This is a genomic window from Pseudomonas sp. F(2018) (assembly GCF_005508865.1).
Lineage (GTDB): Bacteria > Pseudomonadota > Gammaproteobacteria > Pseudomonadales > Pseudomonadaceae > Aquipseudomonas.
This window is the reverse complement of record NZ_SCOM01000002.1, coordinates 657,380-672,660: the sequence shown is the minus strand read 5'-3', so window position 1 is coordinate 672,660 and position 15,281 is coordinate 657,380. Positions and strand designations below refer to the sequence as shown.

14 protein-coding genes, 1 other RNA gene and 1 pseudogene are annotated in these 15,281 nt (G+C 66.7%); 1 reads left to right on the top strand and 15 read right to left on the bottom strand.

The genetic code is table 11. The features are described from left to right. Positions 1 to 40: 40 nt before the first annotated feature. The 5 genes and pseudogenes from FFS62_RS11245 to FFS62_RS23640 all read right to left on the bottom strand — a co-directional run. A complete protein-coding gene (locus tag FFS62_RS11245) occupies positions 41 to 994 on the bottom strand; it encodes a glucokinase (protein WP_137972903.1) in 954 nt (317 codons plus the stop codon). After that, positions 991 to 2,817, bottom strand: a complete 1,827-nt coding sequence (gene edd / locus FFS62_RS11240; protein WP_137972902.1) for a phosphogluconate dehydratase — start codon at positions 2,815 to 2,817, stop codon at positions 991 to 993. Before edd ends, FFS62_RS11245 begins: the two co-directional genes overlap by 4 nt. Before the next feature lie 251 nt (positions 2,818 to 3,068). Further along, an RNA gene (gene ffs, locus FFS62_RS11235) (signal recognition particle sRNA small type) lies at positions 3,069 to 3,165 on the bottom strand. A gap of 91 nt (positions 3,166 to 3,256) precedes the next feature. Next, the gene (locus FFS62_RS23645; RefSeq protein ID WP_371920126.1) at positions 3,257 to 4,036 is read right to left on the bottom strand and encodes a methyl-accepting chemotaxis protein; all 780 of its coding nucleotides are present in this window, start codon (positions 4,034 to 4,036) and stop codon (positions 3,257 to 3,259) included. Positions 4,037 to 4,114: 78 nt separating this feature from the next. After that, a pseudogene (locus FFS62_RS23640) lies at positions 4,115 to 4,891 on the bottom strand (MCP four helix bundle domain-containing protein); the annotation flags it as partial. A gap of 217 nt (positions 4,892 to 5,108) precedes the next feature. Between FFS62_RS23640 and FFS62_RS11225 the strand changes: the two are divergent. Then, positions 5,109 to 5,393 (top strand): HU family DNA-binding protein, encoded by a 285-nt coding sequence (locus FFS62_RS11225; RefSeq protein WP_137972900.1) that lies wholly within the window; start codon positions 5,109 to 5,111, stop codon positions 5,391 to 5,393. An 18-nt stretch (positions 5,394 to 5,411) separates the two neighbouring features. Here FFS62_RS11225 and FFS62_RS11220 read toward each other — a convergent pair whose 3' ends face one another. From FFS62_RS11220 to FFS62_RS11175, 10 genes are read right to left on the bottom strand one after another with little or no spacing between them, the layout of a single operon-like run. Further along, the gene (locus tag FFS62_RS11220) at positions 5,412 to 6,446 is read right to left on the bottom strand and encodes a lipopolysaccharide assembly protein LapB (protein ID WP_137972899.1); all 1,035 of its coding nucleotides are present in this window, start codon (positions 6,444 to 6,446) and stop codon (positions 5,412 to 5,414) included. 1 nt (position 6,447) lies between these two features. Continuing rightward, positions 6,448 to 7,416 carry a type II secretion system F family protein gene (locus tag FFS62_RS11215; protein ID WP_137972898.1) on the bottom strand — a complete coding sequence of 323 codons (969 nt, stop codon included), beginning with the start codon at positions 7,414 to 7,416 and terminating at the stop codon, positions 6,448 to 6,450. A gap of 9 nt (positions 7,417 to 7,425) precedes the next feature. Further along, positions 7,426 to 8,412, bottom strand: a complete 987-nt coding sequence (locus FFS62_RS11210; RefSeq protein WP_137972897.1) for a type II secretion system F family protein — start codon at positions 8,410 to 8,412, stop codon at positions 7,426 to 7,428. Further along, entirely contained in the window at positions 8,409 to 9,833 is a 1,425-nt protein-coding gene (locus FFS62_RS11205; RefSeq protein WP_137972896.1) for a CpaF family protein, read from the bottom strand. Before FFS62_RS11205 ends, FFS62_RS11210 begins: the two co-directional genes overlap by 4 nt. Before the next feature lie 2 nt (positions 9,834 to 9,835). Beyond that, complete coding sequence (locus tag FFS62_RS11200) at positions 9,836 to 11,050, bottom strand: AAA family ATPase (protein ID WP_137972895.1); 1,215 nt, start codon at positions 11,048 to 11,050, stop codon at positions 9,836 to 9,838. Continuing rightward, positions 11,044 to 11,559, bottom strand: a complete 516-nt coding sequence (locus FFS62_RS11195) for a TadE/TadG family type IV pilus assembly protein (RefSeq protein WP_137972894.1) — start codon at positions 11,557 to 11,559, stop codon at positions 11,044 to 11,046. The genes FFS62_RS11200 and FFS62_RS11195 overlap by 7 nt, the downstream gene beginning before the upstream one ends. Further along, positions 11,556 to 12,056 (bottom strand): TadE/TadG family type IV pilus assembly protein, encoded by a 501-nt coding sequence (locus tag FFS62_RS11190; RefSeq protein ID WP_256662192.1) that lies wholly within the window; start codon positions 12,054 to 12,056, stop codon positions 11,556 to 11,558. The genes FFS62_RS11195 and FFS62_RS11190 overlap by 4 nt, the downstream gene beginning before the upstream one ends. Positions 12,057 to 12,067: 11 nt before the next feature. Beyond that, positions 12,068 to 13,489 carry a TadE/TadG family type IV pilus assembly protein gene (locus FFS62_RS11185; RefSeq protein ID WP_137972893.1) on the bottom strand — a complete coding sequence of 474 codons (1,422 nt, stop codon included), beginning with the start codon at positions 13,487 to 13,489 and terminating at the stop codon, positions 12,068 to 12,070. A 12-nt stretch (positions 13,490 to 13,501) separates the two neighbouring features. Further along, positions 13,502 to 13,771, bottom strand: coding sequence for a hypothetical protein (locus FFS62_RS11180; protein ID WP_137972892.1), 270 nt, complete (start codon positions 13,769 to 13,771; stop codon positions 13,502 to 13,504). Between the two features lie 13 nt (positions 13,772 to 13,784). Continuing rightward, positions 13,785 to 15,260 (bottom strand): type II and III secretion system protein family protein, encoded by a 1,476-nt coding sequence (locus FFS62_RS11175; RefSeq protein ID WP_137972891.1) that lies wholly within the window; start codon positions 15,258 to 15,260, stop codon positions 13,785 to 13,787. Positions 15,261 to 15,281 lie beyond the last annotated feature (21 nt).

Below are 15,281 nucleotides of genomic sequence, written 5' to 3'. Positions count from 1 at the left end.
CCGTCCTTGTTCTTTTGGGGTTACCCAGGCAATGCCGATCTTACCGGTGTTGCTGCAACGCTACGCCGGCACCTTCCAGGCCAGGATACTCGGCCGTTACCAGCCATACCGGAACACCCTCGAAGTATCCGCTCATGCAGCCCTTGCTGGACAGGGCGCGCTGGAAGCCACTGCCCTGGAAGAACGCGGCGAAACGCGGCACCACGCCGCCGACAATGTACACGCCGCCACGGGCGCCGAGGGTCAGCACGTTGTTGCCGGCCACCCGACCGAGCCAGGCGCAGAACTGGTCCAGCACCTGCACCGCCAGCGCCTCGCCGGCCAGCGCCGCGGCGGTGATCTGCGCCGGGGAATTCAGCAGCGGCGTATGGCCGTCCACCGTGCACATGGCCAGATAGAGTTGCAGCAGGCCGTTGCCGCTGAGCACATCTTCGGCGCGCACATGACCCAGCTGATTGAATAGTTGCTGCCACAACTGCGCCTCGCGCGGGCTGCCGATGGGCAAATCGACATGCCCGCCCTCGCCCGGCAGCGCCTGCCAGCGCCCCTCGCCCTGGGGCAGCAGCGTGCCAACGCCCAGGCCGGTGCCGGGGCCGATCACCACGGCCGGGCTGCCCGGCTCGGCCACGCCGGGGCAGATCTGTATGCGCTCGTGCTCGGCCACGCGGGTCATGCCCAGGGCCATGGCGGTGAAGTCGTTGACCAGCAGCAGCTCATCGACCTGCAGCACTTTACAGAACGGGCCGCGGCTCAGGCGCCAGTGGTTGTTGGTGAAGCGGAAATGCTCGCCGCCCACCGGCCCGGCCACCGCCAGGCACACCGAGCCGATGCTGCCCGGCGCCAGGCCGAGGTCATCGAGGTAACGGCCGATCGCCTGTTCCGGCGTGGCGAAGTCGGCAGTCGCCAGCACCCGCACCGACGCCAGCTGCTCGTCGCGCCACAGGGCGAAGCGCGCATTGGTCCCGCCGATATCGCCTACCAGGGCCAGTTTCAACGCAGCGTCTCCAGATACGAGGTGAATGCACTGGCGCCCTGCTCGGCCGAGCTGAACGAGGCGCGCATGAAGGCGAACAGCTCGCGGCCGCAGCCCACGCCCTGCCCACCAGGCGGCGTAGCCAGCTCGCGGGCCGCCAGCTCGACGGGATCGACCAGCACCTGCAGGGTACCGGACTCGCCATCGACGCGAATCATGTCACCGTCGCGCACACGCGCCAACGGGCCGCCATCATAGGCCTCGGGGCAGACATGGATCGCCGCCGGCACCTTGCCCGAGGCGCCCGACATACGACCGTCGGTGACCAGCGCCACCTTGAAACCGCGATCCTGCAGCACGGCCAGGAACGGCGTCATCTTGTGCAGCTCGGGCATGCCGTTGAAGCGCGGGCCCTGGAAGCGCATGACGGCCACCAGGTCCCGCTCGAGCTCGCCAGCCTTGAAGGCATCGGCCAGTTCCTGCTGATCATGGAACACCCGCGCCGGCGCCTCGACCACCCAGTGCTCGCGCGCCAGGGCGGAGACCTTCATCACGCCGCGCCCAAGATTGCCGACCATCACGCGCAGGCCGCCCTCGGCGGAAAACGGCCGCTCCAGCGGGCGCAGGATGCTCTCGTCCAGACTCTCGCTGCGCCCTTCCCGCCACACCAGCTGGCCGTCCTCGAGGAACGGCTCCTGGGTGTAGCGGCGCAGGCCGCGGCCCATCACGGTGTTGACGTCCTCATGCAGCAGCCCGGCATCCAGCAGCTGGCGAACCATGAACGCCACGCCGCCGGCGGCATGGAAATGGTTGATGTCGGCCTTGCCGTTCGGGTAGACGTGGGCCAGGGTCGGCACCACCTCGGAGAGGTCGGCCATGTCCTGCCAGGTCAGCTGGATACCGGCCGCCTGAGCGATCGCCGGCATGTGCAGGGTATGGTTGGTCGAGCCGCCGGTGGCGTGCAGGGCGACGATGGAATTGACCAGCACGCGCTCGTCGATGATCTCGCCGAGCGGCAGGAACTGCCCGCCCTGGCGGGTCAGGCGCACCACCTGCTGCGCCGCCTCGCGGGTCAGGGCATCGCGCAGCGGCGTGCCCGGGTTGACGAAGGAGGCGCCCGGCAGGTGCAGGCCCATGATCTCCATCAGCATCTGGTTGGTGTTGGCGGTGCCGTAGAAGGTGCAGGTACCGGGGCTGTGGTAGGCGGCCATTTCCGAGGCGAGCAGCTCGTCGCGGCTGGCCTTGCCCTCGGCGTAGCGCTCGCGCACCTCGGCCTTCTCCTTGTTGGACAGCCCCGAGGGCATCGGCCCGGCCGGCACGAAAATGGTCGGCAGGTGGCCGAAGCGCAGGGCGCCGACCAGCAGGCCGGGGACGATCTTGTCGCAGATGCCCAGACAAAGGTTGGCGTCGAACATGTTGTGCGACAGCGCCACCGCGGTGGACATGGCGATCACTTCGCGGCTGGCGATGCCGATCTCCATGCCCGGCTCGCCCTGGGTCACGCCATCGCACATGGCCGGCACGCCACCGGCGACCTGGCCGACCGAACCGATGTCGCGCAAGGCCTGGCGAATCTGCTCGGGATACACCTCATAGGGCTGATGGGCCGAGAGCATGTCGTTGTAGGCGGTGACGATAGCAACGTTGGCCGAGTCCATCAGGCGCAGGCGCTGCTTGTCGCCGCTACCGCAACCGGCAACCCCGTGGGCAAAGTTGGCGCACTGCAGCTTGCCGCGCACAGGCCCCTCGCTGGCGGCCGCATGGATCATCGCCAGGTAGCGTGCGCGGGTGGCGCGACTGCGCTCGATCAGGCGCTCGGTGACTTCAAGAACACGCGGATGCATGGCATCGACTCCGGTTGAATATCTTGTTTTTATACAAACCGAAGCAGACTACAACAAAGGCAAAGCCAGTAAAAACAGATTTATCTTGTTATTAAAACAACATAATCCGATTTCCAGACTTCTCCGCCCGATTACATGGCCCAAATGGTGTAACTACACCACGCGCGCACGTCATCGCCGCCATCAGGCAAACGCATATGAGAGAGGGGGAGTAAGAAGAGGTACACAATCCGAGCGGATTATGGAGGCGGCCCCACCAGCCACACCCCGGCACACGATGTTCCCGCTGTGGCTGCTTCCTTCCGGACCTGACCAGGTTGACGGGTAATCGTTGCGGGGGGACCGATGGGACCACCATAACGCAGCCCGTCAGGCGACGGGCCGCGCCATTGTACTGGCAAACCGAGAAGTTACAACCACTTAGACGCGCCCTACCAACTCAGACGCGGAACCGCCCGACCAGCTGCGCCAGCCCGTGCGACAGCTCGGACAGCCGGGCGCTGGCCTGGGTACTCTGCTCCGAAGTCTGTGCCGCCTCGTTGGACAGGTCGCGGATATCGCTGATATTGCGGGCGATCTCCTCGGTCACGCTGCTCTGCTCGTCGCAGGCGTTGGCGATCTGCGCGGCCATGTCGTTGATCCGCGCCACCGAGTCGCCGGTAGCCGACAGCGCACCGTCGACGCCTGCGGCACGCTCGACACTGTCGCGGGCCTGGGCGCTGCCCGAATGCATGGCCTTGACCGCGTTCTGCACGCCCGACTGCAGGCGCTCGATCATTTGCTGGATGTCCTTGGTCGAGTCCTGGGTACGTGCAGCCAGGGCGCGCACCTCGTCGGCGACCACGGCGAAACCGCGACCCTGCTCGCCCGCCCGTGCCGCCTCGATGGCGGCATTCAGCGCCAGCAGATTGGTCTGTTCGGCAATGCCCTTGATCACCGCCAGCACGGCGCCGATGTTGGCGGTTTCCTGCTCCAGGGTCTGGATGGTTTCCGAGGCGCTCTCCACCTCATGGGCCAACTGGCGAATCGCATGGATGGTCGCACCGACCACCTCGGCGCCCTCGCGCGACTGCACTTCGGCGGTACGCGCGGCATCCGCGGCATTCTGCGCGTTGCGCGCCACTTCGTGGACTGCCGCGCTCATCTCGGTGGCGGCGGTGCTGACCTGGTCCACCGCCGCGTGCTCGCTGCTGATCAGGCGATCGTTGGCCGCCGCCATCCCCGCCAGGGTCTGGGCCGAGTCGGCGACCTCGCCGGTGACCCGGCCGACCTCGCGGATCAGCGGCTGCAGCTTGTCGAGGAAACGATTGAAGGCATGGCTGAGCTTGCCCAGTTCGTCGCGCGACAGCACATCCAGACGCACCCGCAGGTCACCGTCGCCATCGGCGATCTGCTCGATGCGGTGCAGCAGATTGTGCAGCGGGCGGGTCACCAGCACCGGGAAGCCCAGCACCAGCACAGCACAGATCAGCAGACCGAACACGGTGATACCACCCTGCTGCCAGCTGCGCTCCTCGCCCAAGGCGATAGCCTTGAGACCCTCGCTGTTGGCCTCGCCATCCTCCAGCTCACCGAGCTTGTCGATGGCATCGCGCATGGTCTCGAACTGCGCCTCGCTGTCGCCATAGCTGAGCAGCGAGGCGGCCGCCGGATCGCTGCTGGCCAGCTCCAGGACCTTGGCCGAGGTCGCCTTCCACTGGGCGAAGCCGCTGTCGAACTTGCTCACCAGCGCCATCGCCTCGGCGCCGGGCTGCATGTCGGCGTACTTGTGCACCCGATCATAGGCCTGCTGGATGTTCTCCGCATGGGCCGCCTTCAATGCGTCGACGTGCTCGCTGGCGGCCTCGTCGAGCAGACTGCGCTCGGCGACGAAGGCCTGGTAAAGGTCACGATCGGCATTCAGCAGCAGGCTGATGGCAGGCAGGTAGCGGTTGGTCAGACGGGTGCTGGAATCGGCCACCTGGCCGATGCCCAACACGCCGAGCGTACCCATCAGCACCAGCAACACGGCCAACAGCAGAATGGGCAGGGCGATCTTCCAACGGAATCCGAGATCGGCGAATAGACGCAACATGGCAAGCTCCAACGGGGTCGTCAGCAATATTGTTGTGCCACTAAGCATAGACACTGGGCGAGCGACTGGCCGTAGGGGAATTCCAGCGCGCCCGGGCCATGGAATAGCCTGCCCTGCCTCGGGGAAAAACCTGACCCGCGGTTGCGCGAGCAGTGATCAAGAAGACGAAGCCACTTTGTGCTAGCGTGCCGGCCAAACCTCACCACCGGAGCGCCCCATGGCCATCACCAAAGACCAGCTGATTTCCGATCTCGCCGAAGCCACCGACCTGCAGAAGAGCGACGTACGCGCCCTGCTCGCCCAGCTCAGCGACATAGTCGCCGATGCCCTTGAAAACGATGGCGAGATCAGCCTACCGGGCATCGGCAAGCTCAAGGTCAATGAGCGCCCGGCCCGCACCGGCCGCAACCCGTCCACCGGCAAGGCGATCCGGATCGCCGCGAAGAAGGCGATCAAGCTGGTGCCGGCCAAGGCGCTGACCGACACCCTCAATCAGGCCTGACTGGCCAGCGCGGGCCACTTAGGGAGTGGCCTGCAGTTTCTCGCGAGGGACCACGGCGAAGGTTTCCACCGCAGCCCCCTCCTGCCCTAACCCGTCCTGGCGCAGACGGCGGATCTGCTCCACGCGCCGCAGGTTCTCCCAGGCCATCTCGAAATGCGCCGGCGACTGGTCGATGGCGCTACGGAAGAACTGCTCGGCGACATCCAGCTTGCCTTCGATCAGGCAGATATAGCCCACGTCATTGCTCGCCTCGGCGCGCCCCTCGACCTGCTCGAAGGTCGATAGCGCCTGCTCGTAGCGCCCCATGCGCGCCAGCAGCAGGCCGTAGTTGCGCCACAGCGGCTCGTAGCGTCCGTCGAAACTGATGCCCTGCCGATACAGGGTTTCCGCCTCGGCCCAGTTGCCAGCGAGATAGGCGGAGTAGGCCTGGCTGTTGGCGACCAGTGGCGAGCGCGGCTCGATCTGCCGAGCCAGGCCGTAATACTGCGCCGCACGGGCGAAGTCGTTATCCAGGTCGGCCAGCACCCCCAGGCCGTTGTACACCCGCAGCGGCGACGAAGCGTCCACCTTGAGCCCGTTCGGCGCCTGCGCAGCGGAGCCACCCAGGCGCTTCTGGTCGGCGGCCAGCGCCTTGTCGAGCATCTCGCGGGCATCGCCCGGGCGGCGCATGGCCAGCTGCAGCAGCCCCATCTCGGCCAGAGCCATGGCGTTGTCGGGATCGCTGCGCAGCACATCGGAGAAGGCCAGCTCGGCCAGGTGCTCGTTGCCGCGCTCGCGGTGGATGCGCCCAACCCAGACCAGCGCGTCGTAACTGTTCGGATCCAGCTCGATGGCGCGCAGGTATTGGTAAAGCGCCTGGTCGAAAGCGCCGGCGCGGTAGGCCATGGCGCCCATCTGCATGGCCTGCTCCGGCGAGCTGGCCTGCTCCTGCACCTGGTAGAGCACCGAGTTGCGACCACTGTAGATGGAGTTGTCGTTGCTCAGGATCGGGCCCGTGCTCTGGCAACCGGTCAGCGCGGCCATGATGGCCAACAGCAGAATGTTCCTGTTCATCTCATAGCTTCCCGAAAGTTCTCAGAATCCCGATGATCACGGGGCCTATTGCAACCAGGAAAAAGCTCGGCCAGAGGCAGAGGATCAGCGGGAAGACCAGCTTGGTGCCGATCTTCGCCGCCTGCTCCTCCGCCGCCTGGGTACGGCGATCGCGGAATTCCTCCGCATAGACGCGCAGGGTGTCCGCCACGCTGGTGCCGAAGCGGATGCTCTGTGCCAACAGGCTGACCAGTCCCTGTACATCCTCCAGCCCGGTGCGCTCGGCCAGGTGCTTGAGCGCCTGGGTGTTGGGCACACCGGCGCGGATCTCGGCATTGACCAGGGCCAGCTCCTCGGCCAGCTCCGGCTGGCTGACCAGCATCTCCTCGGCCACCCGCTCCATGGCCTGGGGCAAGGCCAGGCCCGACTCCACGCACACCACCATCAGGTCCAGGGCATCCGGAAAGGCCACGCGCAGGCGGTGCATGCGCCCGTTCTTGCGCTTGTCCACATAGATGGCTGGCGCCAGCCAGCCGATGGCCACGGCCCCGCCGGCGAGCATGAAGCCGACGCTGAGCGACAGCTTGGAGAGCATCGGCAGCGCCAGCAGCACGGCGATCAGCATCATCGCTGGCAGCAGCAGGCGGATGGCCCAATAGACCTGCACGGCGGAACTCGAACGGTAACCGGCATGGGTCAGCAGCTGGCGGGTCGGCGAATCGCGGTGGCGGTCGTCGGCCACGAAGCGCTGGCCGACGTTCTCCAGCAACAGCTGCAGGTTGCCCGGCGCGGCCATCTCGGCCGTACGCCCGCCGTGGCCACGCTTGATCATGCCGAGGCGCCGCTGCACCGGGTCCTGCAGGCCCAGCAGCAACAGCGCCAGGGTGATCGCCAGCAGCACCGCGCTGAGCCCGATGCCGCCGATGAACAGCAGGCGGGCCAGGGCCTGGTCACCGACCAGCTGATTGAGCAACCCCAGCAGGTAGTCCATGGCGGTCTCCTACACGTCGATACGGATGATCCTGCGAATCCACAGGATGCCCAGCAGCATGGCGATGAATGCCGCGATCACCAGTTTCTGGCCGAACTCGTCCTTGACCAGCAGCGGCATGTACTGCGGCGTGGTGGCGGCGATGGCGCCGGCCAGCACGAAGGGAATGGCCACCAGCACCCAGGCCGACATGCGCCCCTCGGCCGACAGGGTCTTGACCTTGCGCTGGAAGCGGAAGCGGCCGCGGATCAGTGCACTGATGCGCTCCAGCACCTCGGTCAGATTGCCGCCGCTCTCGCGGTGGATGAGGATGGTGGTGACCAGCATCATCACCGTCATGCTCGGCATGCGTTCGAGCAGCCCGAGCATGGCGCGGCGCACGTCGTTGCCGTAGTTGATGTCGGCGAAGGTCAGGCCGAACTCCTGCGCTACCGGTCCCTTGTGCTCCTCGGCCACCAGGCGCAGGGTCTCGTTGAACGGATGGCCTGCGCGCAGCGCACGGCACATGGCGTCCAGGGCATCCGGCAGGCCCTCCTCGAAGGCGGAGAAGCGCTGGGCGCGGTCGCTGGCGATCTTCAGGAACGGCACGCAGGCAGCCATGCAGCCCAGGATCAGCGCGGCCCACCACAGCTTCAATGCCAGCCAGGTGCCACCGGCGACCAGCAGCCCGAGCAGCAGTGCCAGCAGCACGACGCGGTAGGCGCGGTAGTCATGCCCGGCCTGCTCGATCATCTGCGCCAGTTTCTCGAACCAGGGCAGCTGCTCCAGCCCGGCCTCCAGCGGCGAGAGGCGCTTGAGGTACTTCTGCCGCAGCACGGTCTGCATGTTCGGCAGATGGTTGGCGCTCTCCAGCAGATGCAGGCGCGAGCGGATGCGTTTGCGCATGCGCCCAGCTTCGCCGAACACCGGCACCACTACACCCTGGCTGAGCAGGAAAGCGGCGGTGAACACCATGCCGAGGAAGGCGAAGACGTACTCGGTGGGGATCTGGTTCATGACTGCAGCGTCTCCATCCAGTCGGGACGGAACAGGCCCAGCGGCAGCTCGATACCGCGCTTGGCCAGCGCATCGCGGAAGGCCGGCACCATGCCGCTGGGACGGAACTCGCCGAGCACCTCACCGTGCTCGCCCATGCCGCGGCGCTCGAAGGAGAAGATCTCGGTCATGGTCACCACCTCACCCTCCATGCCGTTAATCTCCTGCACGCTGACCAGGCGGCGCTTGCCATCCTCCTGGCGTTCCAGCTGCACGACCACGTCGATGGCCGAGGCGATCTGCTGGCGCAGCGCCTTCATCGGAAAGGTCGCGCCGGTCATGGAGACCATGTTCTCGATGCGCCCCAGGGCATCGCGCGGGGTGTTGGCATGGATAGTGGTCAGCGAGCCATCATGGCCGGTGTTCATCGCCGTCAGCATGTCCATCGCCTCGGCGCCGCGCACCTCGCCGATGACGATGCGGTCCGGGCGCATGCGCAGGCTGTTGCGCACCAGCTCGCGCTGGTTCACCTCGCCGCGGCCCTCGATGTTCGGCGGCCGGGTCTCCAGGCGCACCACGTGCGGCTGCTGCAGCTGCAGCTCGGCGGAGTCCTCGATGGTGACGATGCGCTCGTTGTCCGGAATGAAGCTGGACAGCACGTTGAGCATGGTGGTCTTGCCGGTGCCGGTACCGCCGGACACCAGCACGTTCAGACGGCCGCGGACGATGGCCTTGAGCATCAGGGCGATGGCCGGAGTGATGGTGCCCATCTGCACCAGGCTCTCGGCATTCAGCAGGTCCACGGCGAAGCGGCGGATCGACAGGCTGGGACCGTCGATGGCCAGCGGCGGGATGATCGCGTTGACCCGCGAGCCGTCCTTCAGGCGCGCGTCCACCAGCGGCGAGGATTCGTCGATGCGCCGGCCCAGGCTGGAGACGATGCGGTCGATGATGTTGAGCAGGTGGTGATCGTCACGAAAGCGCACGTCGGTGCGCTGCAGCTTGCCAAAGCGCTCGACGTAGACCGAGGCATGGCCGTTGACCAGGATGTCCGACACGCTGTGGTCGGCCAGCAGCGGCTCCAGCGGCCCCAGGCCGAGGACCTCGTCGCCGATCTGCTTGATGATCAGCTGACGGCTGGTGGTGGAGACCGGTGCCGAGTGCTCGTCGAGCAGGCGCTGGCAGATCTCGCGGATCTGCCGGGCCGCCTCGGCCGGCTCCAGCGAGTCGAGCAGCGACAGGTCCATGACCTTGAGCAGCTGCTGGTAGATCTTCTCGCGCCACTCGGTCTCCACCGGGTTGAGCTGGGTACGGGTCTCGTACAGCTCGGCCGGCGCCGCCACCTCCCAGCCCATGACCACCGGAGCGCCCTCGCCCTCCGCGTTGCCGGCATCCTTGGGCTTGGCCTGCTGGCGCAGGCGATTGCGGAATTCGCTGAGCATGGCTACCCCCGGAACAGGCGGCTGAAGGTGCGTTTGAACAGGCCCTGCTCGTCGACCTCGTTACCCGCCAGCTCCTGCCTGAGGCTGCGCAGGGCCAGGGTGATCGGCGCACGCGGCGCATGCAGCTCGAGCGGGATGCCGCTGTTCTGGCTCTCGCTGACGGCGGCGAAGTCGTTCGGCAGTTTCTGCAGGTCGGGGCAGCGCAATGCCTCGCCGATGTCCTGCAGGGTGATGGGCGCGGTCTTGCTGTAGCGATTGACCACCACGTGCAGGCGGTTGCCCTGCACGCCCAGGTCGTTGCGCAGGATCTGCATCAGCCGGCTGGCATCCTTGAGATGGCTGAGGCTCTGCTGCAGCAGGATGTAACAGTGGTCGGCCTGCTCCAGAGTGACGCCGGTGAGGTGGTCGATCTGCCGCGGCAGGTCCACCACCACCCAGTCGTAGCTGCTGCGCGCCAGTTGCAGCAGTGCCTCCAGATGCTCCAGGTGGACGTCCTGGGCCAGGCACAGGTCGCTGGAACGGCCGCCCAGCACGTGCAGGGTTGGGCTGAAGTGGCCACAGAAGCCACGCAGGGCCACGCTGTCGAGGCCGTCGACCTGCTGCATCACTTCCACATGGCTGTGGGTCGGGGCGATATCCAGACTGTGCGCCACGCTACCGAACTGCAGGTCGAGATCGAGCAGCAGCGTACTGGCGCCACTGGCGCTCAGTTGATGAGCCAGGTTGCAGGCCAGCATGGTGGCGCCCGAACCGCCCTTGGCATTCATCACCGCCACTAGCTTGCCACCGCCCCCCGGGCTGACATGGCTCTCGCGCAGCATGCGCTGCAGGGCGCCGAGCAGCTCGGCCTCGACCACCGCGTCGGGCAGGTAGTCGCGCGCGCCGGCCTGCATCGCCATGCGCATGCCCTCGCGCTCCTCAAGCGCACCGCAGATCAGCAGCGGCGGCCGCTCATGCACCGGCCGCTGCAGCAGCGCGTCCAGTTCCTCGCGCCACAGGTGGCTGACCCAGAGCAGAAGGAAATCCGGCATCTCCTCCAGTCCGTAGAGCGGGTCGGTATGGCCGTTGCTGACCAGCCGGGTGACCACCTGCAAGCCAGGCAGGCGCTGGCTGATCTCCTGCATGCGGGCCAGCGCTCGGGGGTCGCGACTGCTGATCAGCAGCCGAGGGCCATGACCGGTGCCGGGCGTAGCGCGGCTATCACTGTGCTTCAACATGGCGTGATCTCCGGCGAAACCCCGTCCTCGGCGTGGCGACCCAGACTCTCGCGCGGCAGGATCGCGCGGAAGCTGGGCAGGGTCAGCGACTGGCCGAACACGGGGATCAACAGGTCGAAGGGAAAATTGTCCACCCTCAGCTGCACATAGCGGATGGCGCGAAAACCGTCGCTGCCGGTGGTATCGCTGGGCGTGAGCACCTGCGCACCATCGGCATCCAGATAGGTCAGGGTCAGGTCGGCGGTTTCCAGACCCGCAACCAGGTTGCTGGCACCGCTGTCGGTGATGTCGTTGAAGATCGCCCGGCGCAGGATCTTCTCCACCTCGGTGGGCTGGGTCGGGTCGCACACCGCGGCCAGCCGCGCGCCACGACGCACCGTCTCGTTGAGGGTGTTGACGGTGAAATACAGGCGCCCCATCTCCAGCACGCCGAACAGCATGACGAACAGCAGCACGCCGATGATGGCGAACTCGACCACGTAAACCCCGTGCATCTGCCGCTTCATCAGAGGGCCCTCATCACGACGGAACTGGTCAGCGTCAGTGCCAGCGGAATCGGATCGCCGAACAGGTTCGGCAGGCTCGCCGCGGCGGCCGTGCAGCCATCCCCCCCGAGATTGCCGAGGATCGAGCGGAAGGCGAAATTGATGCTGACCTGCACGTGCTCGCTGTCCGGCGCGCTGACCGCCACGTCGTCAACCGTGAGGCACGGCACCAGCACGCCGAAGCCGGCCGTGGACGAAGGCACGCCATACACGGCGACGTTCTTGATCTCGGTCTGCAGCGTGCTGCCCAGCTCCACCCTGCCCAGGGTGGCGTCCCAAGCCTGGCTCGCGGCATAGCGGCCGGCGTCGCGACTGGCCTGCAGCAGGCTGTTGTATTGGAACAGCATGCGTCCGAACTCACCAATGCCGAGCAGCAGCAGAAGCAGCAACGGCAGGGTCACGGCGAACTCAACCATCGCCACCCCGCCCTGCCTGCCGCTGTTTACCCTCGCCTGGATCATGGCCGTGCCCCTCAGGAATCCGTGCTCGGATCGCCGCTGTCGAGATAGGTCTTGTACAGCTGGATGATCTGCGGGCCGTATGAGCCGGCTGGGTCCGGGCCGGGTACGCCGTCGCTGGCGCACTCGCGAACGAACTGGCCGAAGATGTTGGCGTTGTTGCCGTTGCCGGTCGGCTGCAGCACGAAGTAGCAGCCAAAACCCAGCACCGGAATCTGGCTGGTGCCACTGTCGGTGCCCGAGCACTGCCCGATCACCACCCGCAGGATGCGCCGCTCTGCCACCCCGTTGCTCTGGCAGCCGCCACCGCCGGCTAGGCAATCGGCGGTGTCCTGCCGCCAGTCGTTGTAATCGAATACGTCGATGCCGCTGGCCGTGGTGATGTAGCCACCGGAGTCGGCCGACACGGCCTCGCCGCCGCTACCGGTGCTTCCTCCGCCGGAACTACCTCCACCGTTGCCATTGCCCTTGCCTCCGCCGCCATTGCCGTTTCCGCCACCACCACTGCCATTGCCGGTAGCGCCGTAGACAATGCTGCCGCTGGAGTCGAGGCTGAGCGCGCCCTTGTTGGAAACCTGGCTGTAGGTCGTCACCAGGTCCGGCGGATACTGACTGGCATCCAGGTTGCCGCCGGACTGTTCGCCGAAACGCATGTCCAGCCCCTGCAAAGCCGGACCGACCGTGCTGCCGGGCTTGGTCTGCACGTTGTCGCCCACTTCCGGGCATATGGCGCCGCCACCGGCCATCAGCTCGCGCACCGTCTTGCCACCGGAGCCGAAGTCCAGCAGCTGGAAGTTGCCCGGACCGATGCCGGCATTTTGGTGGGAAGCTGATTTGAGTACCTGCAGCTGACCGAAGGTGAAGCCGAAGAAGGTGCCAGGCACCGACTGGCCACAGACCATCACTGGCGCCAGGTCGCAGGGGTTGGTCGGGCTCGGGCCGGCTGTGGCGATGGCCGCCACGGCCTTCTCGATGTCGTTGCCGAACGCCTGCAGCACACCCCAGAAGAAGCCTGCCAGCGGCATGTCCGCCACCGTGACCCGCACGTAGCGGGCATCGGCCGAGGCCAGCGAGTCGAAAGGACCGTAGACGCTGTCGGCGAACTGCACCAGGGCCAGCCCGCTGACGCCGGCCAGCTCGCCATTGCCCGGCGCCGCGGCGTTCAGGTCGAGCACCCGTAGGGCCTCGGTGCGCGCCGCATCGGCTGCCACGTTCATGTTGCCGCCGGACATTTCGCTGAGGGTCCGCGCACCGCTCAGCGCGGCCGCATCGACGGCGTTCTGCAGGCGAGTCTTGTTGACCAGCATATGACTGCCGTCCAGGGCCAGGGCAGCCATCATCAGAATCGACACCAGGGCGATGACGATCAGTACCAGCACCGCGCCCCGCTGGCGTTGCGGCAACCCGTGATGGCGGCGCGGCGTGCGGGGGATCATGGCCGGGCACCTCTACTCGATGTTGATCTGGATCGGCTGACCGACCTGACGGGCATCGCTGGTCTTGCCGCGATAGCCCTCCAGCACCTTCTCGGTCAGCGGTCCGTCGGTACCGTCGGCGGCAGGCTCTGTGCCGGGGTTGGCGGCCCGCTGCTTGTCGGCGATCTGTTCGTAGTGGGTGGCGTACACCGTGTCCCCCAGCTCGCCGACCCGACCCTCGTCATAGGTCATGCAGCCGGCCGGCAGCAGCACCAGCGGTATCAGCATCATCAGCGTCTTCATCGTCTCGCCTCCATCACTTGAGGTCATGGCCGAAGCTGCTGCCGGTCACACCCAGGCTGACCGGCACCGCGCGACCGGGCTGGTCGCCCTTGGTCTTGCCCAGCAGGTAGAAGTCCATGTCGCCCGGCTCGACGAAGCGCTCGGTGGGCAGGCGCACCAGCTTGGCGTCCACCGGTTTGGCGATGTGCGGGGTCACCAGGATCACCAGCTCGGTCTCGCCCTTGATGAACTCCTGGCTGCGGAACAGGTGACCGATCACCGCGATGTCGCCCAGGCCGGGGAAGCGGCTGACCAGGTCGCGGGTGCTCTCGTTGATCAGGCCGGCGATGGCGATGGTCTGGCCGTCGCCCAGCTCCACGGTCGACTGCGCGCTGCGCTTGGTCAGCGACGGGATGACCTGGCCCACGCCGTCGCCCAGCGGGGTCTCCAGGCCGGTGTCCAGCACCAGGGCATTGGCGTTGGAGATCTCGCTGACCTCGACGTTGAGGTTGAGGTTGATGCGCCCGGCATCCAGCACCACCGGCAGGAATCGCACGCCGACGCCGAACTCCTTGTACTCGATGGTGATGCCGTCGTCCTCGGTGATCGGCACCGGGAATTCGCCGCCGGAAATGAACTCGGCCTGCTGCCCGGTGAGGGTGACCAGGGTGGGTTCGGCCAGTACCTTGGCCGAGCCGTCGTCCTTGGCCGCTTCGAGCACCACGTCAAAGAGGAAGCTGCCGGAAGCGAACTGCGCCAGGAATCCTTTGCTGTCGCGCAGAAGGCCGTTGTCGGCGATGGAAGAGCCGCCGTTGAAGGAGCCGAGGTCCCAGTTGCCGGCCGAGCCGAGAGCCAGGAAGTTCACCCCCAGGCGCTTGACCAGGTTGCGCTGCATCTCGGCCACCTTGACCTCGAGCATCACCTGCTGGCCGCCACCGACGGTCATCAGGTTGACCACTTCCAGCGAGTCGCTGGGGCCGGCCTCGGCCTTCTCGCCTTCACCCTGAGCGATGCTGGTGCTCTGGGCGGCGTAGCTCTTGGCGATCTTCATCGCCGAGTCCATCGCCGCCGCGCTGCTCACCTGGCCGCGCAGGACCAGGGCGCCCTGGGCGCTGAAGACCTCGATGTTCTCGTTGGGCAGCAGTTGGTGCAGCTTGCTCTTGAGGCCGCCCAGGTCATGCACCACGTCCAGGTCGAGGCTGTCGATCAGCTTGTTGTTGCCGTCCCACAACAGCACGTTGGTGCTGCCCAGCGAGCGGCCCAGCAGATACAGCTGGCGCGGGCTGGTGATGAGGATGTCGGCGATCTCCGGATTGCCCACGGAGATGCGCTTCACCGCGGCCCGGGTACTCAGCACCCGCGACTTGTAGATCGGCACCTGAATACTGCCGGTGTTGGCGGCCGGCATGACGCTGACCTCGGCCTGCGGCTCGGCTGCCGCTACGGGCAGCGCCAGCAGGCCTGCCGCCAGGCAGATCAGCAGCGAACTCATCAATCGAATGCTTTGCATGTGCCTCTCCTTGTCTAGAGG

Excerpts from the sequence above, each read along its gene's own strand:
- edd (WP_137972902.1), bottom strand. The coding sequence starts at position 2,817 with ATGCATCCGCGTGTTCTTGAAGTCACCGAGCGCCTGATCGAGCGCAGT.
- FFS62_RS23645 (WP_371920126.1), bottom strand. The coding sequence starts at position 4,036 with ATGGCGGCGGCCAACGATCGCCTGATCAGCAGCGAGCACGCGGCGGTG.
- FFS62_RS11225 (WP_137972900.1), top strand. The coding sequence starts at position 5,109 with ATGGCCATCACCAAAGACCAGCTGATTTCCGATCTCGCCGAAGCCACC.
- FFS62_RS11220 (WP_137972899.1), bottom strand. The coding sequence starts at position 6,446 with ATGAACAGGAACATTCTGCTGTTGGCCATCATGGCCGCGCTGACCGGT.
- FFS62_RS11215 (WP_137972898.1), bottom strand. The coding sequence starts at position 7,416 with ATGGACTACCTGCTGGGGTTGCTCAATCAGCTGGTCGGTGACCAGGCC.
- FFS62_RS11210 (WP_137972897.1), bottom strand. The coding sequence starts at position 8,412 with ATGAACCAGATCCCCACCGAGTACGTCTTCGCCTTCCTCGGCATGGTG.
- FFS62_RS11205 (WP_137972896.1), bottom strand. The coding sequence starts at position 9,833 with ATGCTCAGCGAATTCCGCAATCGCCTGCGCCAGCAGGCCAAGCCCAAG.
- FFS62_RS11200 (WP_137972895.1), bottom strand. The coding sequence starts at position 11,050 with ATGTTGAAGCACAGTGATAGCCGCGCTACGCCCGGCACCGGTCATGGC.
- FFS62_RS11190 (WP_256662192.1), bottom strand. The coding sequence starts at position 12,056 with ATGATCCAGGCGAGGGTAAACAGCGGCAGGCAGGGCGGGGTGGCGATG.
- FFS62_RS11185 (WP_137972893.1), bottom strand. The coding sequence starts at position 13,489 with ATGATCCCCCGCACGCCGCGCCGCCATCACGGGTTGCCGCAACGCCAG.
- FFS62_RS11180 (WP_137972892.1), bottom strand. The coding sequence starts at position 13,771 with ATGAAGACGCTGATGATGCTGATACCGCTGGTGCTGCTGCCGGCCGGC.
- FFS62_RS11175 (WP_137972891.1), bottom strand. The coding sequence starts at position 15,260 with ATGCAAAGCATTCGATTGATGAGTTCGCTGCTGATCTGCCTGGCGGCA.